This is a genomic window from Cumulibacter manganitolerans (genome assembly GCF_009602465.1).
Lineage (GTDB): Bacteria > Actinomycetota > Actinomycetes > Mycobacteriales > Antricoccaceae > Cumulibacter > Cumulibacter manganitolerans.
In genome coordinates, this window is sequence record NZ_WBKP01000005.1 from 73686 (window position 1) to 98377 (window position 24692).

23 protein-coding genes are annotated in these 24692 nt (G+C 71.2%); 10 read left to right on the forward strand and 13 right to left on the reverse strand.

The features are described 5' to 3' along the window. The first annotated feature begins 51 nt into the window (after positions 1 to 51). On the forward strand, positions 52 to 384 hold the full coding sequence (locus F8A92_RS03175) for a hypothetical protein (RefSeq protein ID WP_153503262.1): 333 nt from the start codon (positions 52 to 54) through the stop codon (positions 382 to 384). Here F8A92_RS03175 and F8A92_RS03180 read toward each other — a convergent pair. Together F8A92_RS03180 and clpS are read right to left on the reverse strand one after the other, a co-directional pair. Continuing rightward, a complete protein-coding gene (locus F8A92_RS03180; protein WP_153503263.1) occupies positions 381 to 965 on the reverse strand; it encodes a DUF2017 family protein in 585 nt (194 codons plus the stop codon). The two genes, F8A92_RS03175 and F8A92_RS03180, sit on opposite strands and share 4 nt — an antisense overlap. 3 nt (positions 966 to 968) lie before the next feature. Next, positions 969 to 1277 (reverse strand): ATP-dependent Clp protease adapter ClpS, encoded by a 309-nt coding sequence (clpS, locus tag F8A92_RS03185; protein WP_194291336.1) that lies wholly within the window; start codon positions 1275 to 1277, stop codon positions 969 to 971. A 96-nt stretch (positions 1278 to 1373) separates the two neighbouring features. Here clpS and F8A92_RS03190 point away from each other — a divergent pair, with 96 nt between their 5' ends. Continuing rightward, the gene (locus tag F8A92_RS03190) at positions 1374 to 2687 is read left to right on the forward strand and encodes a nicotinate phosphoribosyltransferase (protein WP_153503265.1); all 1314 of its coding nucleotides are present in this window, start codon (positions 1374 to 1376) and stop codon (positions 2685 to 2687) included. Beyond that, complete coding sequence (locus F8A92_RS03195) at positions 2684 to 3268, forward strand: isochorismatase family protein (protein ID WP_153503268.1); 585 nt, start codon at positions 2684 to 2686, stop codon at positions 3266 to 3268. Before F8A92_RS03190 ends, F8A92_RS03195 begins: the two co-directional genes overlap by 4 nt. Before the next feature lie 40 nt (positions 3269 to 3308). On the opposite strand, the gene serB is transcribed toward F8A92_RS03195, so the two are convergent. The 4 genes from serB to F8A92_RS03215 form a co-directional block, all read right to left on the reverse strand. After that, positions 3309 to 4211, reverse strand: coding sequence for a phosphoserine phosphatase SerB (serB, locus tag F8A92_RS03200; RefSeq protein WP_194291337.1), 903 nt, complete (start codon positions 4209 to 4211; stop codon positions 3309 to 3311). 61 nt (positions 4212 to 4272) lie between these two features. Then, positions 4273 to 6036 carry an aa3-type cytochrome oxidase subunit I gene (gene ctaD, locus F8A92_RS03205; protein ID WP_153503270.1) on the reverse strand — a complete coding sequence of 588 codons (1764 nt, stop codon included), beginning with the start codon at positions 6034 to 6036 and terminating at the stop codon, positions 4273 to 4275. A 172-nt stretch (positions 6037 to 6208) separates the two neighbouring features. Continuing rightward, on the reverse strand, positions 6209 to 7141 hold the full coding sequence (locus tag F8A92_RS03210; protein ID WP_153503272.1) for an aminoglycoside phosphotransferase family protein: 933 nt from the start codon (positions 7139 to 7141) through the stop codon (positions 6209 to 6211). Between the two features lie 44 nt (positions 7142 to 7185). Then, positions 7186 to 8610 carry a gamma-glutamyltransferase gene (locus tag F8A92_RS03215; protein ID WP_153503274.1) on the reverse strand — a complete coding sequence of 475 codons (1425 nt, stop codon included), beginning with the start codon at positions 8608 to 8610 and terminating at the stop codon, positions 7186 to 7188. Between the two features lie 107 nt (positions 8611 to 8717). Between F8A92_RS03215 and F8A92_RS03220 the strand changes: the two genes are divergently transcribed. After that, entirely contained in the window at positions 8718 to 12158 is a 3441-nt protein-coding gene (locus F8A92_RS03220; RefSeq protein ID WP_153503276.1) for a TM0106 family RecB-like putative nuclease, read from the forward strand. A 16-nt stretch (positions 12159 to 12174) separates the two neighbouring features. On the opposite strand, the gene F8A92_RS03225 is transcribed toward F8A92_RS03220, so the two are convergent. Next, entirely contained in the window at positions 12175 to 12606 is a 432-nt protein-coding gene (locus tag F8A92_RS03225) for a hemerythrin domain-containing protein (protein WP_153503278.1), read from the reverse strand. Next, complete coding sequence (locus F8A92_RS03230) at positions 12599 to 13051, reverse strand: MarR family winged helix-turn-helix transcriptional regulator (RefSeq protein WP_323368422.1); 453 nt, start codon at positions 13049 to 13051, stop codon at positions 12599 to 12601. The genes F8A92_RS03225 and F8A92_RS03230 overlap by 8 nt, the downstream gene beginning before the upstream one ends. A gap of 76 nt (positions 13052 to 13127) precedes the next feature. Between F8A92_RS03230 and F8A92_RS03235 the strand changes: the two genes are divergently transcribed. Further along, entirely contained in the window at positions 13128 to 13772 is a 645-nt protein-coding gene (locus F8A92_RS03235; protein ID WP_153503280.1) for a maleylpyruvate isomerase family mycothiol-dependent enzyme, read from the forward strand. 51 nt (positions 13773 to 13823) lie between these two features. On the opposite strand, the gene F8A92_RS03240 is transcribed toward F8A92_RS03235, so the two are convergent. Further along, the gene (locus tag F8A92_RS03240; RefSeq protein WP_153503282.1) at positions 13824 to 14786 is read right to left on the reverse strand and encodes an MBL fold metallo-hydrolase; all 963 of its coding nucleotides are present in this window, start codon (positions 14784 to 14786) and stop codon (positions 13824 to 13826) included. 25 nt (positions 14787 to 14811) lie between these two features. Further along, positions 14812 to 16275, reverse strand: coding sequence for an NAD-dependent succinate-semialdehyde dehydrogenase (locus F8A92_RS03245; protein WP_228389154.1), 1464 nt, complete (start codon positions 16273 to 16275; stop codon positions 14812 to 14814). Between the two features lie 110 nt (positions 16276 to 16385). Between F8A92_RS03245 and F8A92_RS03250 the strand changes: the two genes are divergently transcribed. From F8A92_RS03250 to F8A92_RS03265, 4 genes are read left to right on the forward strand one after another with little or no spacing between them, the layout of a single operon-like run. Beyond that, the gene (locus tag F8A92_RS03250) at positions 16386 to 18041 is read left to right on the forward strand and encodes a flavin-containing monooxygenase (protein ID WP_153503284.1); all 1656 of its coding nucleotides are present in this window, start codon (positions 16386 to 16388) and stop codon (positions 18039 to 18041) included. A gap of 24 nt (positions 18042 to 18065) precedes the next feature. Then, positions 18066 to 19298: an MFS transporter gene (locus F8A92_RS03255; protein ID WP_153503286.1), complete on the forward strand. Its 1233-nt coding sequence runs from the start codon at positions 18066 to 18068 to the stop codon at positions 19296 to 19298. Between the two features lie 44 nt (positions 19299 to 19342). Continuing rightward, positions 19343 to 19852, forward strand: a complete 510-nt coding sequence (locus F8A92_RS03260) for a pyridoxamine 5'-phosphate oxidase family protein (protein ID WP_153503288.1) — start codon at positions 19343 to 19345, stop codon at positions 19850 to 19852. A 5-nt stretch (positions 19853 to 19857) separates the two neighbouring features. After that, positions 19858 to 20211 (forward strand): VOC family protein, encoded by a 354-nt coding sequence (locus F8A92_RS03265; protein ID WP_153503290.1) that lies wholly within the window; start codon positions 19858 to 19860, stop codon positions 20209 to 20211. A gap of 91 nt (positions 20212 to 20302) precedes the next feature. Here the strand turns inward: F8A92_RS03265 and F8A92_RS03270 are convergent, their stop codons facing one another. Genes F8A92_RS03270 through F8A92_RS03280 form a run of 3 tightly spaced genes read right to left on the reverse strand, consistent with a single transcriptional unit; the run spans position 20303 to position 23737 of the window. Then, positions 20303 to 22561 (reverse strand): heavy metal translocating P-type ATPase, encoded by a 2259-nt coding sequence (locus F8A92_RS03270; protein ID WP_153503292.1) that lies wholly within the window; start codon positions 22559 to 22561, stop codon positions 20303 to 20305. Positions 22562 to 22604: 43 nt separating this feature from the next. Then, a complete protein-coding gene (locus F8A92_RS03275; RefSeq protein ID WP_153503294.1) occupies positions 22605 to 23528 on the reverse strand; it encodes a heavy-metal-associated domain-containing protein in 924 nt (307 codons plus the stop codon). Beyond that, complete coding sequence (locus F8A92_RS03280; protein WP_153503296.1) at positions 23528 to 23737, reverse strand: heavy-metal-associated domain-containing protein; 210 nt, start codon at positions 23735 to 23737, stop codon at positions 23528 to 23530. Before F8A92_RS03280 ends, F8A92_RS03275 begins: the two co-directional genes overlap by 1 nt. A gap of 120 nt (positions 23738 to 23857) precedes the next feature. On the opposite strand from F8A92_RS03280, the gene phaZ reads away from it, so the two are divergent. Then, positions 23858 to 24661: a poly(3-hydroxyalkanoate) depolymerase gene (gene phaZ, locus F8A92_RS03285; RefSeq protein WP_153503298.1), complete on the forward strand. Its 804-nt coding sequence runs from the start codon at positions 23858 to 23860 to the stop codon at positions 24659 to 24661. The last annotated feature ends 31 nt before the right edge of the window (positions 24662 to 24692 follow it).

The window sequence follows — 24692 nt, forward strand, 5'->3', positions numbered from 1 at the left end:
GGTCTCCATGATGCCTGAGCAGCGTGATCCGGCGGCTACGATCGGAGCACCATGCCCATGCTGCTGACAGTCGTGACCTCGGTCCTGGCCCTCGCCGGGATCGTGCTCGGTGCACTGACCGTGCGCACCTGGAATCCCGACAACGACCCCGACCAGATGCGGGACGTCGTGCAGCAGGGCGTCGTCGCGTTCTTGCGCCTCGGCCTGCTGCTCCTGCTGGTGACGACCGCGGCCGTCGCGGTCGTCGGGTCGCTGGCGGCTCACCGTGGGAACGCCAGCATCCCGCGCGGGGTGTGGGTCAGCGCGGTGACCGCCTGGCTGCTGGCGATCGGGTTCGTCGCCACGTACCTACGCCAACGGGCGCGGCGCGGCGGCGCCGCCTAGATCGCGTCGTCGACCTCGACGACGGCCTCCAGCAGCTCCTCCTGCACGCCGCCGGTCCAGAAGTAGATGGCCAGCGCCTGATCCTGCTCGTTCTCGATGGACGCCGGGTACGGCGTGTCCTCGGCGATCTCCAGCCGAGCACCGAGGCTGAGCCGGACGTCGTTGAGTGCCCGCAGCAGCGTCGTCGCGTCGTCCAGGCCGAGGTCGGTCTGCTCCGCGACCAGCCGTTCGGCGACCTCCGCGTCCGCCATCTTGCCGGTGCGCAGCTCCTGCTCGGTGAGCCTGCGGAACTCGATCGCGCTCTCGCCCGCTCCGGGCACCTCGTCGCGGCGTCCGGACGGCAGCAGCCGCGCGATCGCCGGGTCGTCCGGCGGGGGCAACGGCCGGCTGCGCTGCTCGAGCGAGGCGAGCAGCGACTCGGCGTCGTCGCCGGACTCGCCGAAGGTACCGGCCTGACCGGTCTCTGCGGTTCGTTCGTGCAGGATCGCGCGCACCTGCCCGAAGAACCCGGTCAGGATCTCGCGTTCGATCTCCTCGAAGCTCATCGCGATCCGGGAGCCCTGCACCGTGAAGTAGCGCACCGGCTAGTCCTGCTGGAAGGTGGCCCACAGGCCCATCGCGTGCAGCCGGGCGGTGTCGTGCTCCATCGACTCCTTGCTGCCGGTCGACACGACCGCTCTGCCTTCGTGGTGCACGTCGAGCATCAGCTTCGTCGCCTTCTGGTCGTCGTATCCGAACAGCTTCTTGAAGACGTAGGTCACGTAGCTCATCAGGTTCACCGGGTCGTTCCAGACGATCGTCACCCACTGCTTCTCGGGCTCGCGTACCTCGTCGGCATCCTGCTGCTGCAGCTGCTCGGGCAGCGATCTGGCCGTCATCCGTGGCGCGTCCATGCCTTCATGGTCCCAGACATCCGGGTGGCGTGGGTACTTGTCGCGCGAGGCGGCCGACGGCCGCGTGCGCAGCACCACGGCCCCTAGGATCGGGGCATGACCTCCACGTCCGCCGCAAACAGCAGCGCGCTGCTGACCGACCACTACGAGCTCACGATGATCGCCGCCGCGCTGAAGGACGGCACAGCCGGCCGGCCGTGCGTGTTCGAGGCGTTCGCCCGTCGGCTGCCCGAGGGCCGGCGGTACGGCGTCGTCGGCGGCACCGGGCGGCTGATCGACGCGATCGAGCGGTTCCGCTTCGACGACGACCAGCTGCGGTTCCTGGCGGACGCGAAGGTGGTCGACGCGCAAACCCTGCGGTGGCTCGAGGGCTACCGGTTCAGCGGCGACATCGTCGGCTACCGGGAGGGTGAGATCTACTTCCCGGAGTCCCCGATCCTTACCGTCCGGTCGTCGTTCGCCGAGGGCGTGATCCTCGAGACGCTCATTCTGTCGATCCTCAACCACGACTCGGCCATCGCGGGCGCCGGGGCCCGGATGATCTCCGCGGCCGGCGACCGGCCCTGCATCGAGATGGGCTCGCGGCGCACCCACGAGGAGGCCGCGGTGGCCGCGGCCCGCGCCGCCTACCTGGTCGGCTTCGCCTCGACCTCCAACCTCGAGGCGGGACGGCGGTTCGGTGTGCGCACTGCAGGGACCGCCGCGCACGCGTGGACACTGCTGCACGAGCGCGAGGTCGACGCGTTCTCTGGGCAGGTCGCGGCGCTCGGCGCCGGCACCTCGCTGCTGGTGGACACCTACGACGTCATGGACGGAATCCGCAACGCGGTCGCCGCCGCTGGTCCGCAGCTCGGCGCGATCCGCCTGGACTCCGGCGATCTCGGCTCGCTCGCCCACGAGGCCCGCGAGCTGCTGGACTCCCTCGGCGCCCGCGCCACCAAGATCATCGTCACGAGCGACCTGGACGAGTACGCGATCGCCGCGCTGCGCGCGGCACCCGTGGACGGCTACGGCGTCGGCACGTCGCTGGTGACCGGCTCGGGGGCGCCGACCGCCGGCATGGTCTACAAGATCGTGGAACGCGACGGCGTACCGGTCGCCAAGACGGCGTCCGGCAAGGTCTCGGTCGGCGGCGCGAAGACGTCCGTGCGCCGCCTCGACGCCAAGGGCAAGATCACCGAGGAACGGGCCGCGGTCAACGGGCGGCCGGCGCACGACGACAACGACGTCGTGCTGCAGGTGGACTTCGTCCGCAACGGCGAGTTCGTCGACCGCGCCGACCTGGAGCAGTCACGCGCCTACCACCGGCAGGCGATGCGGTCGCTGCCGCGCGAGGCGTTGAAGCTGCTGCGCGGCGACGCTGCGATCGATGTGGACGTCTACGACGCGAACGAGGGAGAGAGCTCATGAACGACACCACCGGACGCACGCTGATCGTCGTCGACGTGCAGAACGACTTCTGCGAGGGCGGCTCGCTGGCCGTCGCCGGCGGCGGCAAGGTCGCACGCGACGTGTCGCTGCTGGTGAAGAGCTCGCAGTACGCCCACGTGGTGGCGACCCGTGACGCGCACGTCGACCCGGGCGCGCACTTCAGCGAGCAGCCGGACCACGTGAGCACCTGGCCGGTGCACTGCGTCGTCGGGACGCGCGGCGCGGCGTTCCACCCGGATCTCACCACCGGCCCGCTCGAGGCGATCTTCGACAAGGGCGCGTACACCGCCGCGTACTCGGGGTTCGAAGGCGTCAGCGACGACGGCGTGACGCTCGCGGACTGGCTTCGGGCGCACGACGTGATCCGAGTGGACGTCGCAGGCATCGCCACCGACCACTGCGTCCGCGCGACGGCGCTCGACGCGGCGCGTGAGGGGTTCGCGACGCGGGTGCTGCTCGACTACACGGCGGGCGTCGCGCACGACACGACCGCGGCCGCGCTCGGCGAGCTCCGCGCCGCGGGCGTGGAGGTCTACGAGGACGCCCCCGCCTGCGACTGACCGCACGCCCCCGGCCGGCCCCGCGACGGCGGCCGGCGGGTCACTCGACCTCGACGAACGCCGCGCGGGGGATGCCCAGCAGCAGCAGGACACCCTCCAGGGTCGGCAGGTTGAGGGTGGCCGGCGCCTCGAGCTGGACGACGGGCTTGGCGTTGAACGCGATGCCCACGCCCGCGGCGGCGAGCATGTCCAGATCGTTCGCGCCGTCCCCCACCGCGACGGTCTGCGCGCGGTCCAGGCCGTTGGCCTCGGCGAGCCGCCGCAGGTGCGCCGCCTTCGCGGCGCGGTCGACCACGTCGCCGACCACCCGCCCGGTCAGCCGGCCCTCGGTGACCTCCAGCAGGTTGGCCGCCGCGAAGTCCAGGCCGATCTCGTCGGCGAGCGGGTCGAGGATCTGGCTGAACCCGCCGGAGACGGCCCCGACGACGGCGCCGTCCGACTGCAGGGTTGCGATGAGGGTGCGCGCGCCCGGGCTGAGCCGCAGACTACGGCGCACGTCGTCGATGACCTCCGCGGGCAGCCCGGCGAGCGTCGCGACCCGCGCGTACAGGCTCTCGCGGAAGTCCAGCTCGCCGCGCATCGCCCGCTCGGTGACGGCCGCGACCTGCTCGCCCTTGCCGGCGTACGCCGCGAGCGAGTCGATCACCTCGCCGGCGACGAGCGTGGAGTCGACGTCCATCAGCAGCAGCCCGTGCCGGGGACGGGCGTCCGCGATCGCGTCCTCGGCGCACAGGTCGACGCCCGCCTCGCGGGTCCGGTCGCCGACCACCCGGCGTACGGCGCTCGCGTCCAGGCCGGCGATCCGCAGCTCGAGCGCCGCCGGCTGCTCGTCGAGCACCTTCAGCCCCTCGATGCGGCCACCGGCGTCGTCGATCGCGCGCTCGAGGTCACGCAGCAGATCCGTGTCGAGCTCGGCGCCCAGCAGGACGACGAAGCAACCCATCCTCAGCTCCTTGGAAACGACTCATGGCCGCCCGGGCGGGCGGCCATGAGAACGGTTGCGACTAGGCGTGCTCGGGATTGTGCGGGTCACGCTTCGAGGTCGAGCGCGGCACGTCGTCGCGGTCCAACGGGGCGCTGTCGTCGCGATCGAGCACCGCGGTGCTGCCGCCGTCGCGGTGCCGCGCCGCTACCGCTGCGGCCGCGTGCTCACGCCCGCGCTTGCCGGCGTGCGCCTCCAGCTCGAGCCGCTCGAGCATGTGCGGGTAGTGCAGCTCGAACGCCGGACGCTCGGAGCGGATGCGCGGCAGCGACAGGAAGTTGTGCCGCGGCGGCGGCGACGTGGTCGCCCACTCGAGCGAGTTGCCGAAGCCCCACGGGTCGTCCGCGGTGGTGACCTCTCCGTACTTGTAGGAGTGGTAGAGGTTCCACATGAACGGCAGCACCGACGCGCCGAGCACGAAGGCGAACACCGTCGAGAACTGGTTCAGGCCGGCGAAGCCGTCGCTGAGCAGGTAGTCGCCGTAGCGGCGTGCCATGCCCTCGTTGCCGAGGTAGTGCTGCACGAGGAAGGTGCCGTGGAAGCCGACGAAGGTCAGCCAGAAGTGCCACTTGCCGAGCCGCTCGTTCATGAACCGGCCGGTGAACTTCGGGAACCAGAAGTAGGTGCCGCCGTACGCCGCGAAGGCCACGGTGCCGAAGAGCACGTAGTGGAAGTGCGCGACGACGAAGTAGGTGTCCGAGACGTGGAAGTCGATCGGCGGGGCGGCCAGCAGCACGCCGGTGAGTCCGCCGAAGAGGAACGTCACGACGAACCCGACTGCGAACAGCATGGGTGTCTCGAATGTGATCGCTCCTCGCCACATCGTCAGCACCCACGTGAAGAACTTCAGGCCCGTGGGCACCGCGATCAAGAAGGTCATGAAGGAGAAGAACGGCAGCGCCACCGCGCCCGTCGCGTACATGTGGTGCGCCCACACGGCGATGGACAGGACGGCGATGGAGACCGTCGCGAAGACCAGTCCCTTGTAGCCGAACACCGGCTTGCGGCTGAACACCGGGATGATCTCGGTGACGACGCCGAAGAACGGCAGCGCGATGATGTACACCTCGGGGTGGCCGAAGAACCAGAACAGGTGCTGCCAGAGGATGGCGCCGCCGTTCTCCGGTTCGAACACCACCGCCCCGAGCTGTCGATCGGCCAGCAGGACCAGGAACGCCGAGGTCAGGATCGGGAACGCGACGAGGATCAGCAGCGAGGTGATCAGCGAGTTCCAGGTGAAGATCGACATCCGGAACATCGTCATACCGGGCGCGCGCATGCACACGATCGTGGTGATGAAGTTGACCGCGCCGAGGATCGTGCCGAGGCCGGAGATGCCCAGGCCGATCAGCCACAGATCCGCGCCGACACCGGGCGAGTTCGCGGCGTTCGACAGCGGCGTGTAGGCGAACCAGCCGAAGTCGGCGCCGCCGCTCGGGGTCAGGAAGCCGGAGAGGTTGGTGATCGACCCGAACAGGAACAGCCAGAACGACAGCGCGTTCAGCCGGGGGAACGCGACGTCGGGGGCGCCGATCTGCAGCGGAACGACCAGGTTGGCGAACGCGAAGAACAGCGGGGTCGCGAACATCAGCAGCATGATCGCGCCGTGGTTGGTGAACAGCTGGTTGTACTGCTCCGGCGACAGGAACTGGTAGCCCGGGTACGCCAGCTCCGCACGCATCAGCATGGCCATCAGGCCGCCGATCATGAAGAAGCCGAACGAGGCGGCGAAGTACATCTTGCCGATGGTCTTGTGGTCGGTCGTCCGCAGGACGTTCGAGAACATCGACCCCGGCTTCGCCACGTGTGGCGGTGCTGGGGTCGTCGTCGCAACGACCGGACGTTCGGGCGCGAGGGTCACTGTCATCCTCCGGATAGGTGGTCTCCCGGCGTACGGCGCCCGCTCCCCGATGTGCAGGGCGCGTGAGGGCGCACGTATGTGTCGAGAATAGTGCCTGTCACCGGCGTTCGGAACGCGGGTAGCCGTTTTGAGACGACCGCGCGTCGCCGGTGTGCGGCCCGCGCCGGGCCCGGTCGGAGCGCAGCGTGGTGAGGGCCCGCTCGCCGCAGCCGTGCAGCGGATGCTCGGCCTCGAGCAGCAGCATGAACGACGCGTAGACCGCGGCGCAGCCGCGCGCCCGCCGACGCAGCTGCGGGCCGGCTCCGTACGAGTCCAGGAAGTGTCGCAGGCCACTCGGGGTGAAGTGCAGCCAGCCGACGCCGACGTCGCAGGCGGGATCGCCCGCGCCGAGGTCGCCGAAGTCGATCAGCGCGCTGAGCCGGGTGCCGTCCACGAGCGTGTTGAAGGGGTGCGGGTCACCGTGCAGCCACCGCGGAGCGCCGCGGTACGCCGGCGCCTCGAGCGCGTCGTCGAGCGCCTGCCCCAACGGCGCGGCCGGCGTGCCCAGGCGCGCGAAGCGCTCCCGCGCGTACGGCGCCCGTTCGGCGAGCGGACCGCCCCGCACCGGGTTCACCGGCGCGTCGGCGGGCGCGGCCCGGTGCAGCTCGCGCAGCGCCTTCGCGAGCCGGTCGGCGTAGCCGTCGCGCTCGACCGGCGGCAGGCCCGACGCGGGCGAGCCGGGCAGCCAGCGGGTGACCGCCCACGGGTACGGGTAGCGATCGTCCGGCCGGCCGGCGAACAGCGGCTGCGGAACCGGCAGGCTGATCCGGCTCGCCAGCAGCGGCAGCCAGCGGTTCTCCTTCTCGATCAGCCCCGCGCCCTCGCGTCGCCGCGGGAGCCGCAAGGCGAGGTCCGCACCGAGCCGCCAGATCTCGTTGTCCCAGCCCTCGGCGGCGAATCGCGCGGGCAGCCCGGCGTACCGCGGCGCCTGCGCGAGCAGCCCCCGCACGATCTCAGCCGTGATCTGCACGTCGGCGGGTGGGCTGCTCACCGGTCGAGCCTACGGCCGCGCACCGGCTGGGCCGCTGCGGCGGGTCAGGTGAGGGTGACCGCGACGCCGCCGCGGCGCGGGTCGGCCCCGGCCCCGGTGCGGGAGATGGCGGAGACGCCCCCGAAATAGGGATGGCGCATCTCCGAGACGACCAGCCGCTCCCCCGCCGCGCGGAGCTCGGCGATGACCTCGTGGGCGAACCCCGGCTCGATACGCACCAGGTCGTCGACGGGGTTGAGCCGGGGCGCGCTGATCGCCTCCTGCACCGGGCGGCCGCCGGCGAGCACGCCCAGCAGGACCTGGGCGAGCGAGCTGCGGATCCGGCTGCCGCCCGCCGCGCCGGCGGCGAGCACGGGGCCGTCGTCGTCGGTGATGATCAGCGGCGACATCATCGAGCCCATCCGCGACCCGGGCAGCGCGCCCGGCCGGATCAGCTCTCCCTCGCCGAGCATCGAGTTGGGGTGCAGACCGTATTCGGGCACCCAGACCCCGGCCCCGAGCCCGAGGCTGGTGGTGATGACGCAGACGTTGCCGTCGGTGTCGCAGGCCACCAGGTTCGTCGTCTCGGTGCGCAGCGCACCGGCGCGGAGGGCACCGACGAGCGCCGTCGCCGCCCGGGGCGTGCTCCACGCCTCCCCGGCGCTGCCGGAGGCCTCGAGGCGTTCGAGGGTGCCGAGCAGGTCGTCGAGATCGTCACCGCGGGCGTGCACCCGGCCGCCCCGGACCTCGCTGACCCGCGGGACCGTGTCGAGCACCCGGTAGGCGGCGAGGTCTTCGGGATCGATGGCGCCGTCCCGGCCGAATGCGTGCAGCATCGCGTGCGCGACGTCGCCGGAGTAGAACGCGTCCGGGCCGTCGACGCGCAGTCTCTCCAGCGCCTTCCAGAGGTTCGGGATGCGCAGCGTGTCGCCGGCGGTCACGATCGCGCCGTCCGGCCGACGATGCACCCGGTCGCCGAAGCCCATCCCCATGCACGGCCAGATCGAGTCCAGGGTCAGCTTGTGCTCTCGGGTCAGGACCACCCCGTGCCGGGCCGCCTCGATGGCCGGGCGGCACACGGCGTCCCACGACAGCGATCCCCAGCGCTCGTGAAGGTGCGCCGCGCCGCGCGGCACTCCGGGTACGGCCGCGGACGCCGCACCGATCGCGTACGGCAGCAGCTGGCCGCCGAACCTGATCGTCACCGGGACCGTCGGGCCGGGTGGACGGCCCGACAGCCCGGGAATGGCGACGAAGAAGTCCACGCAGGCGACCTCGCCGGACGCAGCGTCGTACACGGTCGCGAAGCCGCCCCCGCCCAGGCCGGTGTAGACGGTCTCGGCGACGCAGCTCGTCAGCATCATCGCCACCGCGACGTCGACCGCGTTGCCGCCGGCCTCGAGGACGTCGATCCCGGTGGCCGCCGTCGCGGGATGCCCGGCAGCGACGCCCGGGGCCAGGCGCGCGCGGGTCGGCGAGTCGGCATGCATCACTCCAGTATCACCGGTCGCCGTCGGCGGTCCTGACCGCAGCGGGTGTCGCGCGAGTTGTCGGAGGCCTGCGGCATGCTGGGCGGCGACCGATCCCAGGAGGAGACATGGCGCTGATCCGAGCCGGTGGAGTCGTGCTCAGCCCGAGCGACCTGACCCACTCGGCCGAGTGCGAGTTCGGCTGGCTGCGCGGCATCGACGTGCAGCTGCGCCGCGCCTCGCGCGTCGAGCAGGCCGATCCGCTGCTGCGCCGGATCGCCGCTCTCGGCGACGCCCACGAGGCCCGCGAGCTCGATCGCCTGCGGGAGGCCCACACCGTGGTGCAGATCGAGCGTCCCGCGCCGTACACCCCCGAGTCGCTGCAGCACGCTGCCGACCGCACGCGGCAGGCGCTGCTCGACGGCGCGGAGGTCGTCGCGCAGGGCGTGCTGTACGACGGTGCCTTCGGCGGCATGGCCGACTTCCTGGTGAAGGACGACGACGGCCGGTACCAGGTGTGGGACGCGAAGCTCGCGCGGCGGGCTCGGGTGTCGGCCGTGCTGCAGATCGCGGCGTACGCCGATCAGCTCGACCGGATGGGCGTCCCGCGGGCCGACGACGGCTACCTGCTGCTGGGTGATCGCACCCGCCACGGGCAGCGGCTGGACGACGTGATTCCGGTCTTCCACCGCCGTCGCGACTATCTGGCCCGGTTGATCGACGCGCACCTGGCGCAGCCGGACGCCGCCCGGTGGGGAGACGACCGCTACCGCATCTGCGGCGGTTGCCCGGTCTGCGAGAGCGAGGTCGAGGCGGCCGACGACCTGCTGCGGGTCGCCGGTCTCACCCGGCGGCAACGGGACCGGCTGCGGGCCGGCGGCATCCGCACGATGACGGACCTCGCGCGCTCGAGCCGCACCGTCGCGGACCTCACCGAGCGCACGTGGCAGCGCCTGCGGGCTCAGGCGGCGATGCAGTCCGGAGCGGTGGACGGAGAGGTCGCCTACGAGATCATCGACGCCGCGTACCTCGATCAGCTGCCGCCGCCGGACCCCGGCGACATCTTCTTCGACTTCGAGGGCGACCCGCTGTGGACCGACGCCGACGGTCTCGCGTCCGGCCTCGAGTACCTGTTCGGTCTGGTCACCCTCGACGAGCCGGACGGCGCTTTCACCCCGTTCTGGGCGCACGATCGGGTCGAGGAGCGTCAGGCGCTGGTCGAGTTCTTCGACTTCGTCGCCAAGGGTCGCGCCGAGCATCCGGGCTTGCACATCTACCACTACGCGCCGTACGAGCCGACGGCGCTCAAGCGGCTGACCGCGCGGCACATGTACGGCGAGGACCAGCTCGACGACCTGTTGCGCGCGGGCGTGTTCGTCGACCTGTACGCCGCCGTCCGCCAGTCGGTGCGGGTGTCCGCGCCGTCCTACAGCATCAAGAAGCTCGAGCCGCTGTACATGGGCACGCGGCTGCGCACCGAGGACGGCGTGACGACCGCCGCCGACTCCGTGCTGCAGTACCACGAGTTCACCGCCGCCCGCGCGCGTGGTGACGAGCCGGAGGCGAGCCGGCTGCTGGGCGAGATCGGCGACTACAACGAGTACGACTGCGTCTCGACCTGGAAGCTGCGCGACTGGCTGCTCGCCCATCGCTCCGGTGCGCCCATTGCGGCGGCCGACGACTCCCCCGGCGAGCGCGAGCCGTCGCGGCTGGACGAGCTGCAGGGCCTCGCCGAGCGGCTGCTCGCTCCCCTTCCACCCGACCGCGCCGACCGTGATGCGGAGCAGCGCGGCATCGCGCTGCTCGCGGCGGCCCTCGGCTACTTCCGGCGCGAGGACAAGCCGATGTGGTGGGCGTACTTCGACCGCGGGATCTCCCCCGTCGACGAGTGGCTCGACCCGCGCGGCACGATCGTGCCCGAGAGCGTCGAGCCCGTGGACGACTGGGCGAAGGCGACGCGACGGTCGAGCACCTTCACGCGGCGGCTGCGGCTGACCGGGCCGCTGGATCCGGGCACCGCTCTGGGCGAGGGCACGAAGGTGGCCCTCGTCTACGAGGACATCCCACCGGTGCTCACGTGCGATCCCGGCGCCCATCGCGCGATCGCGAAGGAGGCGAAGATCGTCTCGCTCGAGCCGCTCGCCGACGGTCGATGGGCCGTCACCCTGGACGAGCGGACGCGCAAGGGCCAGGAGCCGTATCCCCACCTGCCCATGGCCGCGTTCCAGTTCGACCTGATTCCGGCGGCGCCGCTGGAGGCCGCGATCCGGGCCCTCGCGGAGCGCGCCCTGGCTACCGGGTCGCTGCCGCGCTGTCCCGTCGGCGACGTCCTCGCGCGCCGCCCTCCCCGGCTGCGCTCCGGAGTGCTCGCTGCCGGCGGGGCGGGCCGGTCGCCCTCGACCGATGACCTGGTCGCGACCGTGCGCGGCCTCGATGACTCCTACATCGCCGTGCAGGGTCCTCCCGGCGCCGGCAAGACCTACCTCGGCTCGCGCGTGGTGGCCCAGCTCGCGACGAGCGGGTGGCGGGTAGGCGTGGTCGCCCAGTCCCACGACGCCGTCGAGCACTTCCTGGACAAGGTCGTCGAGGCGGGCGTCGACGCGGCCCGGGTCGCCAAGAAGCCCAAGGACGCCGCGGCCGTGCACCGTTGGACGCCGTTGAAGGACCCGAAGGACATCCCTGGCTTCCTCGACGCCGGCGCCGGTGGCGTGGTGGGCGGTACGGCGTGGAACCTCGCCGGCCTCCCGGAGGACAGCCTCGACCTGCTGGTGATCGACGAGGCGGGCCAGTTCTCGCTGGCCCACACCGTTGCCGCCTCCGGAGCGGCCCGGCGGCTGCTGCTGCTCGGCGATCCACAGCAGTTGCCCCAGGTCAGCCAGGGCAGCCACCCGGAGCCGATCAACGAGTCCGCGCTCGGCTGGCTCGCCGAGGGACACGACACGCTACCCGCGGAGCGCGGGTTCTTCCTGGGCCGGTCCTGGCGGATGCACAGCGCGTTGACCGAGCCGGTTTCCGCGCTCGCCTACGAGAGCCGGCTGCGGTCGCAGGTGGACACGACGGACGTCCGCGAGCTCACCGGCCTCGACCCGGGACTGCACGCGGTCGAGGTGCAGCATGCCGGGAACAGCGTCGTGTCGGTCGAGGAGGCCGAGGTGGTCGTCGGCCTGGTGCGGCGGGTGCTGGGGTCGACCTGGCGCGGGTCGCCGCAGGACCCGCCGCGGCCCATGACCGCAGGCGACGTCATCGTGGTGGCGCCCTACAACGCGCAGGTGGCGGCGATCCGGCGCGCGTTGGACGACGCCGGTTACCGGGCCGCCCAGGTCGGCACGGTCGACAAGTTCCAGGGCCGCGAAGCACCGGTCACCATCGTGTCGCTGGCTGCGTCGAGCGCCGACGACGTGCCGCGCGGGCTGGAGTTCCTGCTCGACCGGCGGCGGCTCAACGTGGCGATCTCTCGAGCCCAATGGGCGTCGTTCCTGGTGCACAGCCCGGCGCTCGGCGACACGTTTCCCACCAGCGTCCCGGCGTTGACGCAGCTCGGCGCCTTCCTGCGGCTGGTGAACCGGTAGCGGCCCCGTCGTCGCCCTACGCAGGATTCGGCGTGTTCTCCAGGATCCGTTCCCACTGCGGTCCGTCGAGCGAGACGACCGCCGCCGGGAACAGCCCGTTCTCCTCGTGGTCGATGTGGCGCCGCAGCGCCTTCTCGAAGTCTTCGTACTCGTCGTGGGCGCCCTCGGCGATCCGGGTGAGCTGCTCGTCGAGCTGCTCGTGCTCGGCGCACAGCGAGTCGATGGTCGCGGTGTACACCTCGTCGGTGCGCAGCTCGCGGAACAGCCCGACCTCCTCGGCCTCCGTGTGCGGGAACAGCACCACGTCCAGTGCCTTGGCCGCGTCGAGGACGCCATCACCGGACTCGATCGCCCGCTTCAGGTCGCCGCAGAGGTTGACGATCCGGTAGTGCTCCTCCGAGAACCGGCCGATCAACGGCACGGACCTACAGCCGCAGTACTCACACATGACCCGACCGTACGCCCGCCGGCTCCATGGCCGCCCACAGGTCCTCCAGCGAGCGCCGCAGCTCGAGCATGCGTCGCTCTCCGAGCACCTGGGCCCAGTCGGCGTCGATCCGCTGCTCCTCGGTCCGCGCGACGGGGATCGCCCGCTGTCCGCGTTCGGTGAGCTTGATCAGCCGGGCGCGACCGTCACTCGGATCGGGGGTCCGTTCGACGATGCCCGCCGCCTCGAGCCGGTCGACCAGCGAGACCGCCGTCTGCTTCGCGATGCGGGCGCGATCGGCGAGCACCAGCAGCCGCGTCCCGTCGGGATCGAGCCCGGCGAGCAACCGGCCCTGCGCCCGGGTGAGCCCGCTGAAGCCGGCATCCTCGACCGCGTCGAAGATGCGGTCCTCGGTCGCGCGGTACAGCACGAACATCAACAGGCTCGTCGGCCACTCGCGCTCCACATTTCCTCCCCGTTCGCCACTTTCCCGCTTCCCAAAGTAGTCCTATCATCGTACTAATTGGGGGAAGGGGAAGGCCATGAACGACAACGAGGTGTGGGCGGCGGTCGACGATCGCCGGGCCGCGCTGGCGGACGTGCTGGCGGGGGCGTCCCCGGAGCAGTGGCGCCATCCGTCGCTGTGCGAGGGATGGACCGTGCGCGACGTCGCCGCCCATCTGACGATGCCGTTGCTGTCCACCGGGGAGCTGCTCCGGCTCGCGATGCGCTACCCGGGGAGCACCAACCGGCTGATCCGCGACGGTTCCATCGCCTTGGCCGCGCGCTACAGCACCGACGAGATCGTCGCGCGACTGCGCAGGCTGGTCGGCTACCACAAGCCGTTTCCGGGGTTGACCTGCCGCGAGGCGCTGATCGACGTCGTGGGGCACACCCTGGACATCGCCATCCCGCTCGGGCTCCCGGTGCAGCTGCCGCCGGAGCAGGTGGCCGAGGCGGCACGCCACGTCTGGTCGTACGGCGGCAGCAGGAAGAGCAAGGTCTTCAAGAAGCTGCCGTACGGCGGGCTTCGCCTGTCCGCCACGGACACCGCGTGGTCGGTCGGCGAGGGCGCCTCGGTGGAGGGCAGCATGACGGACCTGTTCCTGGTGCTGACCGGCCGTCCCGCGGGGCTTCCCGGGCTGCGGGGAGCGGGCACCGCGCAGCTGGCCGCGCACGCCGGGTGACGCCGAGGGCCGTACGCCGCCGCGACTTTCGCGTCGGCGTACGGCCCGGTGTCAGGCGAGGCAGGTCAGCGGCTTCCCGCCGTTGTACTGCACCATGTCGCCGATGGCGGCGAGCGTATCGATCTCGGCGCCGCGTTCGCCGCCGTCGAGCTCGGCGTACGCGCGGTGCAGGTTGCCGACGATGCGCTCGGAGTCGCCGAGGCCCGCGAACCTGCCGAGGTCGGTCTGCCGAGCGAGCTCCAGCGGAGGGACCCCGTCGGCGTGTCCCCGCACCGCCAGGTCGTTGACGAAGTGCAGGTAGTCGAGCACGTCGTCCACCACGGACATCGTGCACACGTCGCCGTGCCCCGGCACCACCACCTCGGCGTCGAACTGCTTGAGGCTCTGCACCACCTCGATCGCGCCGACGACGGAGCCCATCAGCAGGAACGGAGTGCCGCCGTTGAACAGCAGGTCGCCGCTGAAGAGCACCCGCCGTTCGGGGATCCACACGATCGAGTCGTTCGTGGTGTGCGCCGGGGAGCCCAGATGGCGAACCTCGCACCTGAGGTCGTCGACGTACAGATCCACGCCGTCGCGGAAGGTGAGGAACGGTGGAGCCGGCTCGATGTCGCCCCAATCGGGCCCTCCGTCGGGGTTGACGAAGATACCGGCGTTCTGCAGCCGCTTGATGCCCTCCTCGCCGTCCTCGACGATCAGCCGGCGGGCCTCCTCGTGCGCGACGATCGTGGCGCCGTCGAGCATGAAGTTGCCGTTGGTGTGGTCGCCGTGGTGATGGGTGTTGACCAGCGTGGTCACCGGGACGTTGGCGGTCCGGGCAATCGCCTCCTGGAAGGCGCTGGTGCGGGCGACCGTCGACGTGGTGTCGACCGCGATGGTGTGCTTCCTTCCCGCGAGGAACCCCATGTTGTTGATCCACCAGGAGCCGTCCGGCTGGATGTAGGCGAAGACGCCGTCGGAGACCTCCTCGACCCGCGCCGGGCCGAGTGGTGCGTGTGCATGTCCAGAGCTCATGACGCCTCCTGGGCGGTGGTGCCGGCTAGCTGATCGAGATGCCGACCAGCTTGGTGTCGAGGTACTCCAGGATGCCCTCCTGCGCGCCCTCGCGTCCGAGGCCGGACTCCTTCACCCCGCCGAACGGCGCGGCCGCGGACGTCGGGTTGATGTCGTTGATGCCCACCATGCCGAACCGGAGCCCCTCGGCCACGCGCAGCGCGCGACCGATGTCGCGGGTGTAGATGTACGACGCCAGGCCGTAGTCGGTGTCGTTCGCCATCTCGATGACCTCCTCCTCGTCGTCGAACACGATGATCGGCGCGATCGGACCGAACGTCTCCTCGCGGTAGATGTCCATGTCGGGAGTGACGTCGGCGAGCACGGTTGGCTCGAAGAAGTAGCCCTCGGCGTACTCGTCGCCGGCGACCCGCTTCCCGCCGGTCGCCAGGGACGCGCCCTTGTTGACGGCGTCGCGCACCTGGCGCTCCATCCGGTCGTGTGCATCCTTGTCGATCAGCGGTCCGATGCTGCTGCCCTCCGCCAGGCCGTGCCCGACCTTCATCTTCTCCAGGCGAGCGGTCAGCACCTCCAGGAACTTGTCCTTGATCGACGAGTGCACGAAGATCCGGTTCGGGCTGATGCACGCCTGGCCGGTGTTGAGCACCTTCACCATCGCGGCGCCGGTCGCCGCGTGCTTGGGGTCGGCGTCCCCGAACACGATGAACGGCGCGTGCCCCCCGAGCTCCAGCGAGACCCGCTTCATCTGGTCGGCCGCGCCGCGCGCCAGCAGCTTGCCGACCGCCGTCGAGCCGGTGAACGTCAGTTTGCGCACGGCCTTGTTCGAGACGAACTCGTCGCCGACCGGGACCGGGTCCAGGCACGGCACGAGGTTGATGACGCCGGCCGGCACCCCGGCCTCCTCGAGGATCTTGAACACCTCGATCGCGCAGATCGGGGTCTGCTCGGCGGGCTTCAGGACGACGGTGCACCCGGCCGCGAGCGCCGGCGCCACCTTGCGGGTGATCATCGAGATCGGGTAGTTCCACGGCGTCACCGCGCCGACGACGCCGACCGGTCCGTGCATCACGAGGAACCGCTGGTCGGCCCGCGCCGACGGGATGGTCTGCCCGTACACGCGCTTTCCCTCCTCCGCGAACCACAGCAGGAAGTCGGCCGCGTACTTGACCTCGATGGACGCCGCCCGCAGCGGCTTGCCCTGCTCGGTCGACATCAGCCGGGCGAGCTCGTCCTGGCGCTCCATCATCAGCGCGTACGCCTTGTACAGCACCTCCGAGCGCTGGTACGCCGTCAGCTTCGACCATGCGGGCAGCGCGCGGCTCGCGGCGTCGACGGCCGCGCGGACGTCCTCCCGTCCGGCGTCCGACACGCGGCCGATGAGCCGGCCGGTCGCCGGGTCGGTGACGTCGAAGGTCTTCCCGGAGTCGGCGTCCCGCCACTGTCCGTCGATGTAGATGCCTTGGACCGTGCCGTAGTCGAGGTCGCCCACGGGGACTCCTTTGGGTCGGCGCGCGCTCGCGCGAAGAAAATCGTTTCGACCAAGATAGCCACCCGGCGCGACCCCTCGAAGTTGACACTGCCGTCACGTACGGTGGAGTGATGACGACCACTCATGCCCAACAACGCAGCGCCCGGCCGGAATCGGCCGATCTCGACCACGAGGTGATCATCGTCGGCGCCGGGGTCTGCGGCATCTACCAGCTGTACCGCATGCGGGAGCTCGGCATCGACGCGACGATCCTCGAGGCCGCGCCGGAGGTCGGGGGCACCTGGTACTGGAACCGCTACCCCGGCGCCCGGTTCGACTCCGAGTCCGTCACCTACAGCTACTCGTTCTCCGACGAGCTGCTGCAGGAGTGGGACTGGAAGGAGCGCTTCTCGGGCCAGCCCGAGAACCTGCGCTACCTGCAGTACGTCGTCGACAAGTTCGACCTGCGCCGCGACATCCAGCTCGGCGTCAACGTCGACGGCATGACCTGGCGCGAGGACTCGCACAGCTGGGCGGTCCGCACCTCCGACGGCCGTGAGCTGACCAGCCGGTTCGTCGTACTGGGCATCGGCCTGCTGTCGGTGCCCACGCCGCCGAGCTACCCGGGGCTGGACACCTTCGCCGGAAAGTCCTCGCACACCTTCGATTTCTCGCTGCGTCCCGAGGACTGGGAGGGCAAGCGCGTCGGCGTCATCGGCGCGGGCGCCACGTCGATCCAGCTGGTCCCGGAGATCGCCAAGACCGCGGGCGAGCTGCACGTGTTCATCCGGCGACCCAACTGGATCGCCCCGCTGAACAACAGCGAGATCAGCCCGGAGGAGATGGCCGAGCTCAAGTCCCGGTACACCGAGATCTTCGAGGCGTGCGCCAAGACGCCGGGTGGTTTCGTGCACGACCCTGACCGCCGGCCCTTCTTCGAGGTTCCCCGCGAGGAGCGCCTCGCCCTCTGGGAGCGGCTCTACACCGAGCCGGGCTTCGGAATCTGGCTGGCGAACTTCCGTGACACCTTCATGAACGAGGAGGCAAACGCCGAGCTCTCGGAGTTCATGGCCGACAAGATCCGCGGCCGTATCGACGACCCGGAGGTCGCGGACTTCCTGGTGCCAAAGGACCACGGCTTCGGCGTCCAGCGCGTCCCGATGGAGACCAACTACCTGGAGGCGTTCAACCGCGACACCGTGCACCTGGTGAACCTGCAGAAGACCCCGATCCAGCGCATCACCCCCACCGGCATCGAGACGACGGACGGGGAGATCGAGCTCGACGTGATCATCTACGCGACCGGCTTCGATGCGGTGACCGGCGCGTACGAGCGCATGGACATCCGCGGCGTCGACGGACTGCAGCTCAAGGACGCGTGGGCCGACGGCCCGGTCACCTACTTCGGTCTCGAGGTTCCCGGCTTTCCCAACATGCTGATGCCGACCGGCCCGCAGAGCGCGTCCGCATCGACGAACTTCCCCCGCGGCATCGAGTACGGCGTCGACTGGGCGACCGACCTGATGAAGCACATGTGGGACAAGGGACTCACTCGCGAGGAACCGACGCGTGAGGCCGCCGAGGCGTGGGACGCGCACGTGAAGGAGCTGTACGGGTTCATGCTGATGCGCAAGGCGCAGGGCTGGTTCACCGGCTACAACTCCAACGTCGCCGGGCACGAGAAGGGCACCATCCGCTACGTCGTCTACAACGGGGGCGCGCCGAAGTTCCGTCGGCTGACCACCGAGGAGGCGGACGCCGGCTACCCCGGCCTGACGTTCGGCTAGCCACCGCTGCGGCAGGATCGAGGCGTGCAGCCGCTGACCGTTCATCGAACCGCCGTCGTCTACCGACGGCGGTTCGCCGTGCTCGCCGCGGTGATGGCCGTGAACTTCTCGATGCAGCTGCTCTGGATCGGCTACGCGCCGATCACCACGCAGGCGGCGGCGTACTACGGCGCGAGCGAGCTGCAGATCGGCCTGCTGTCGCTGGTCTTCATGGCGGCGTTCGTGCCGCTCGCGATCCCGGCGTCCTGGCTGCTGGACACTCGTGGGTTCCGCTTCGCCGTCGGCATCGGCTCGGTCGCGACGGCCGTGGCTGCGCTGGCCAGAGGTGCCGTCGGCGGCTCGTACGCCGGCGTCCTCGCGAGCACGATCGTGATCGCCTGCTGCCAGCCGCTGCTGCTGAACGCATGGTCGCTGGTGGCCGGAAACTGGTTCCCGGAGCGTCGGCGCGCCTCGGCGATCGGCCAGATCACGCTCGCCAACCTGCTCGGCACGGCTGCGGGCATGGTGGCGACGCCGCTGCTGGTCGAGTCGATGTCGATCGCGGCGGTGCAGCTCTGCTACGGGGCCGTCGCTGCGCTCAGCGCCGCGCTGTTCCTGACGGTCGCGCGCGAGCACCCGCCGACCCCGCCGGAGCCCGGCGAGATGCGAGTGCGCACGCAGATGCTGGCCGGGCTGCGGACCGCGATCACCACGCGCGGGATGGGGCTGCTGCTGGTCGCGGTGTTCGTCGGCATGGGGGTGTTCAACGGCATCGCCACGTGGATCGAGCAGATCGTGGCGCCGCGCGGGATGGACGCCGAGCAGGCCGGCCTGGTGGGCGCGGCCATGCTCGGGGGTGGTCTCGTGGGCGCCGTGCTGCTGTCCTGGTTGTCCGACCGGCTCCGCCGCCGGGTGGCGTTCCTCGTGGCCGGGCTGATCGGGGCCGCCGTCTCGCTCACCGGCTTCGCGTTCTCCTCGCTGCCCTGGCAGTTCTTCGTCTGCGCCGGGGCCCTCGGCTTCTTCCTCGCTGGTCTGCTTCCCCTGGTGATGCAGTACGCCGCGGAGGAGACCTATCCGGTCCCGGAGGCGACGTCCAACGGGCTGCTGCAGCTCGCCGGCCAGTGCGGGCTCGTGCTGGCGCTGCTGATGTCCGCGCTGCGCACCGCTGCCGGCTCCTACGTCGTCAGCCTGTCGTCCTTCGCGATCGCGCTGCTGCTGCTCGGCGGCCTGGTCGCCCGGCTGCGCGACCCGCGCATCCTGCGCGCGGCGACGGACTGACCGAGCCGTCGCGATTGTCGGTGCGTTGTCGTAGCGTCACCGGCATGACCGGTATCCCGACCTCCACCCGCCCGACGTTCCCTGACGGCTACGGGCTCCCGGCGTCCACCGACGGCCTGCTGTCGTGGTCGGACGTCGAGCCGCGGCTGGTCGCCGCGCAGCACTACTGGCTGGCCAGCGTCCGCCCCGACGGCCGCCCGCACTCGGTTCCCCGCTGGGGAGTGTGGGTCGACGGGCGCTTCTACTACGACGGCGCACCGACGACGCGGCACACCCGCAACGTCGAGCACAACCCGGCGATCACCCTCACCCTCGAGAGCGGCACCCAGGTCGTCATCGTGGAGGGCGAGTCGCACGCGACCCGCGCGGACGCCGAGGATCTCGGCGCGCGGCTCGCCGAGGCGTTCACGAAGTACCACGACGCGGGCTACGCACCGGGTCCCGGCTCGTGGGCCGGCGCGGACGGCGGCGGCCTGCGGGTCATCGCACCACACCGCGCGCTCGCCTGGTTCAGCTTCCCCGCCGACTGCACGCGCTTCACCTTCGCGCGGTAGCGCCCATGAAGGTCACCAGGGTCATCGCGGATCTGCACGTCGACGACATCGCGTCCGCCCGGGAGTTCTACGCCGGATTCCTCGGTCTGCGCCTCGAGGAGTTCAACCTCGGCTGGGTCGCCCGCCTCACCTCACCGGAGACCGGCGCGCACCTGCAGCTGGTGACCGAGGACGCGACCGCGCCCGCGGTGCCGGCCGTCTCGGTGATGGTCGACGACGTCGACGAGGCGTACGCCGAGGCGCTCCGCCGCGGCTACGAGATCCTGCACCCACTGCAGGACGAGGAATGGGGCGTCCGCCGGTTCTACCTCCGCGCGCCCGACGGCACCGTCCTGAACGTCGTCCGCGAGCGCCAGTAGCACCTCCCCCGTTGTGTTGTGACGACTTCGGGCGTCGTCGCCCGAAGTCGCCACAACACAACGGTCCGCCGCGGCGAGGTCGGTGACCCCGCTACCGGACGACGCTGCGGAACCGGCGCAGCCGGAGGCTGTTGGCGACGACGAAGACGCTCGAGAAGGCCATCGCCGCGCCGGCGAGCATCGGGTTGAGCAGGCCGAGCGCTGCGATCGGGATCGCCGCGACGTTGTACGCGAACGCCCAGAACAGGTTCGACTTGATCGTCCCGAGGGTCTTGCGCGAGAGCCGGATGGCGTCGACCGCGCTGCGCAGATCGCCTCTGACGAGTGCGATGTCGGACGCCTCGATCGCGACGTCGGTACCGGTGCCCATCGCCAGGCCGAGGTCGGCCTGGACCAGCGCGGGCGCGTCGTTCACGCCGTCGCCGACCATGGCGACCGTCTTGCCGGCCTTCTGCAGACCCGCGACGACGTCCACCTTGTCCTTCGGCAGCACCTCGGCGATGACCTCGTCGATCCCGACCTCCGCGGCGATCCGCTCGGCCACCGCCCGGTTGTCACCGGTCAGCAGCACCGGGGTCAGGCCGAGCTGTCGCAGCCGGGCGACGGCCTCGGCGCTGGTCGGCTTCACGGTGTCGGCGACCACGAGCACGCCGCGCGCCCGGCCGTCCCACCCGGCGACGACGACCGTCTTGCCCGCCTGCTCCGCGTCGACCTTGGCGGCGGCGACATCGCTCGACAGGCGCTGCGACCAGTCCTCCAGAAGCGACTCCCGGCCGACCACGACGGCGGCGCCGTCGACCACGCCCTGCACGCCCTTGCCCTCGACGTTGGCGAACTCCACCGGCGTCGGGAGGGAGCCGACCTCGGCCGCCGCTCCTGCCGCGATCGCCTGGCCGATGGGGTGCTCCGACGCGTTCTCCAGCGCACCGGCGTACCGCAGCAGCTCGGCGCGGTCCGTCCCCGGCTCGGTGACCACGTCGACAAGCGTCATCTTGCCCGTCGTCACGGTGCCGGTCTTGTCGAGCACGACCGTGTCGACCTTGCGGGTCGACTCGAGCACCTCGGGCCCCTTGATCAGAATGCCCATCTGCGCACCGCGTCCGGTCCCGACCAGCAGCGCGGTCGGCGTGGCGAGGCCCAGTGCGCACGGGCAGGCGATCACGAGGACCGCGACCGCGGCGGTGAACGCGGCGGATGCCGGGAAGCCGGCACCGAGCCAGCCACCGAGCACGACGACGGCGATAGCGATCACGACGGGCACGAAGACGCCGGAGATCCGGTCGGCGAGCCGCTGGACCTCGGCCTTGCCGGCCTGCGCGTCCTCGACGAGCCGCGCCATCTGGGCGAGCTGGGTGTCGGCGCCGACCCGGGTCGCGCGCACCACCAGACGGCCGCCGGCGTTGACGGTGGCGCCGGTGACCGCGTCCCCCTCGCCCACCTCGACCGGGACCGACTCGCCGGTGAGCATCGAGGCGTCGACCGCCGAGGAGCCGGAGACCACGACGCCGTCGGTGGCGATCTTCTCGCCGGGCCGGACGACGAACTCGTCGCCCACCCGCAGCTCGTCGATCGGGACCTTGACCTCGGCGCCGGCGCGCAGCACCGACACCTCGCGGGCGCCGAGCTCGAGGAGCGCCCGGAGCGCGGCCCCGGCCTGCCGCTTGGACCGCTTCTCGAAGTACCGCCCGGCGAGGATGAACATCGTCACCCCGGCGGCCGCCTCGAGGTAGATGTTCGCGGCGCCGTCCGACGGCGCCAGCGAGAACTCGAAGGGATGCACCATGCCGGGGGTACCCGCGGTCCCCAGGAAGAGCGCGTACAGCGACCAGAGGAAGGCCGCCCCCACACCCATCGAGATCAGGGTGTCCATGGTGGCGGTGCCGTGCCTGAGGTTGGCCCATGCGGCCTTGTGGAACGGCCAGGCGGCCCAGACCACGACCGGGGCGGCGAGCACCAAGGAGGCCCACTGCCAGTAGGTGAACTGCAGTGCCGGGACCATCGACATGGCGATCACCGGCACGGTGAGCAGGACGGCGCCGATCAGCCGCCGGCGCAATGCGGTCAGCTCCGGATCCGCCTGCGGGTCCTCGGCACCGGCCCCGGGGTCCGACGGGGGCGCCGGCAGTGCCGCGGTGTATCCCGTCTTCTCCACCTCGGCGACGAGCAGCGCCGCGTCATACCCGTCGGGCACGGTGACGCGGGCCTTCTCGGTCGCGTAGTTCACCGTCGCGGTCACACCGTCGAGCTTGTTCAGCTTCCGCTCGATCCGGTTGGCGCAGGAGGCGCAGGTCATCCCGCCGATCTCGAGCTCGACACTTCTTCCATCGACCGGTGGTGCCGAGGCACTCATCGCATCCTTCTCTCAGCTGGTGGGTCGTCACGGACCGTGCCGGTCAGTGACCTCCGTCGGAATCGTCGTGGGCCTGGGCGCCGTGCTCGGCATCGAGCACGAATTGCGCGGTGTGCACCTGTCCGTCGACCTGGAAGTCCAGGTACAGCAGGTACCGCCCGGCGGTGGGCGGCTCCGCCGTGAATGCGATCTGCGGGCCGGCGGTCTGTCCTGGTGCCGGCTCGGCTCCCTGCGCGTGCGTGTGCAGGTAGGCCAGGTCGCCCGCGCGCAGCACGACCAGGTGGCCGTAGGCCCCCAGGTACGGCTGGAGCGTCGTCACCGGCTGGCCGTCACGCGTGACGCTCAGGGCCAGGTCGCCGGGCTGCCCGGCGGTGAGGTCACCCGTCAGCGTGACAGCGAAGCCGGCCACCTCCGCCGTACGGGTGGGAGCGGGCGGCGCCGCGGTGACGCTGCCCGAGACGTCGACGGTGCGGGTCAGGGTGATGGCGGTGGCGTCCTTGCCGGTGGGCGTGAAGTCGGCGAACACCCGGTAGCTGCCGGCGGCGGTCCAGGTCCACGGCATCGACCACGTGCCGGTGCTCGCGTCGAGCACCGGGTGCACGTGACGGAACTGCGTGCCGTCGGTGCGCACCACGATCAGGTGCAGCTCCTTCTCGTGCGCCGTCGCGAATGTCGTGAGCGGAGCGCCTGCGGTGTCGAGGATCTGGAAGCTCAGCAGGCCGTCGGTGCCGGTGGTCGCGGGCGCGTCGATGGGCGAGAGCGCGAATCCATCGGCCGCGAGCGACAGCCCGGGCGGCTGCTGGTCGGCGCCGGCGGCGTGCTCGGCACCGTGCCCGCTGTCCGCTGCGTGCCGCGTCCAGGAGGCCACCGCGCTGTCGGGGACGACCGCTCCGGCGATTCCGTACGCGGCGGCGAACGCCACCGCCAATCCCCCCGCGTACGCCGCGAGGCGGCCACCGGCGTTCATCAGACGCGCACCGCGGAGTAGCCGGCCTCCTCGACCGCGGCCAGCACCTCGGCGTCCTCGATCTGGCGGTCGGACGTCACCACCAGCTTGCCGGTCTCGGCGCTCACCTGGATGTCCTGGACGCCGGGGATCTCGCCGACCTCTTCGCGCACCGACATCTCGCAGTGCCCGCAGGTCATGCCGGTCACCTGATACTCGCTCGCTGCCATCGGATATCCTCCTTCGACGGGATACCCCTAGTAGGTATCCGCTTGCACCAAACTTATACCCCCCTAGGGTACCCCGCAAGGCAGATCGCCTTGTCAGCGACCGCGAGCGAGGCGGGCACCATGACCGAGAGCACCCAGAACCTGCAGGTAGGAGACCGCTCGATCCGGGTCGCGGTCCGCGAGGGCAGCGCCGACCGGCCGCCGCTGGTCCTGTGCAACGGCATCGGGGCGCGGCTCGCGCTGCTGCAGCCGTTCGTCGACGCACTCGATTCCGAGATCGGCGTGATCCGGTTCGACGTCCCGGGTGTCGGCAGGTCATCGGCCCCCGGCATGCCGTACACGTTCGCCTCGGTCGCTCGGCTGCTCGGCGAGGTGCTCGACGAGCTGGGAGTAGACCAGGTCGACGTGCTCGGCTTCTCCTGGGGCGGCGGGCTCGCGCAGCAGTTCGCCCTGCAGAACCCGCGCCGCTGCCGTCGCCTGGTGCTGGTGAGCACGACGACCGGATCGCTGATGGTGCCCGCGTCGCCCCCAGCGCTGCTCGAGATGGCGGCCGCGTTGCGCGACCGAGAGCCCGGCTACGCGTCCCGCATCGCGGCAACCCTGTACGGGGGACGGCTGCGCGATGAGCCGCGCCTTGCCCGCCGCTACGTCTTCGGCCACTTCCCGCGCGCCAACGACGCCGGCTACCTGATGCAGGTGCTCGCGGCGGCATGCTGGACGAGCCTGCCCGCGCTGCCGCTGATCCGCCAGAAGACACTGATCCTGGCCGGGGACGACGACCCGATCATCCCGGTCGTGAACGCCCGGATCATGCATGCGCTGCTGCCCAACGCCGAGCTCGATGTGTTCGCGGACGGCCACCTGGGGCTGATCACCGGCGCTCGCGAGCTGGCCCCGCGCGTGGCGGAGTTCCTGGACGACTAGCGCTCCACGGGCCGGGCGCGGTCCTCGGCCC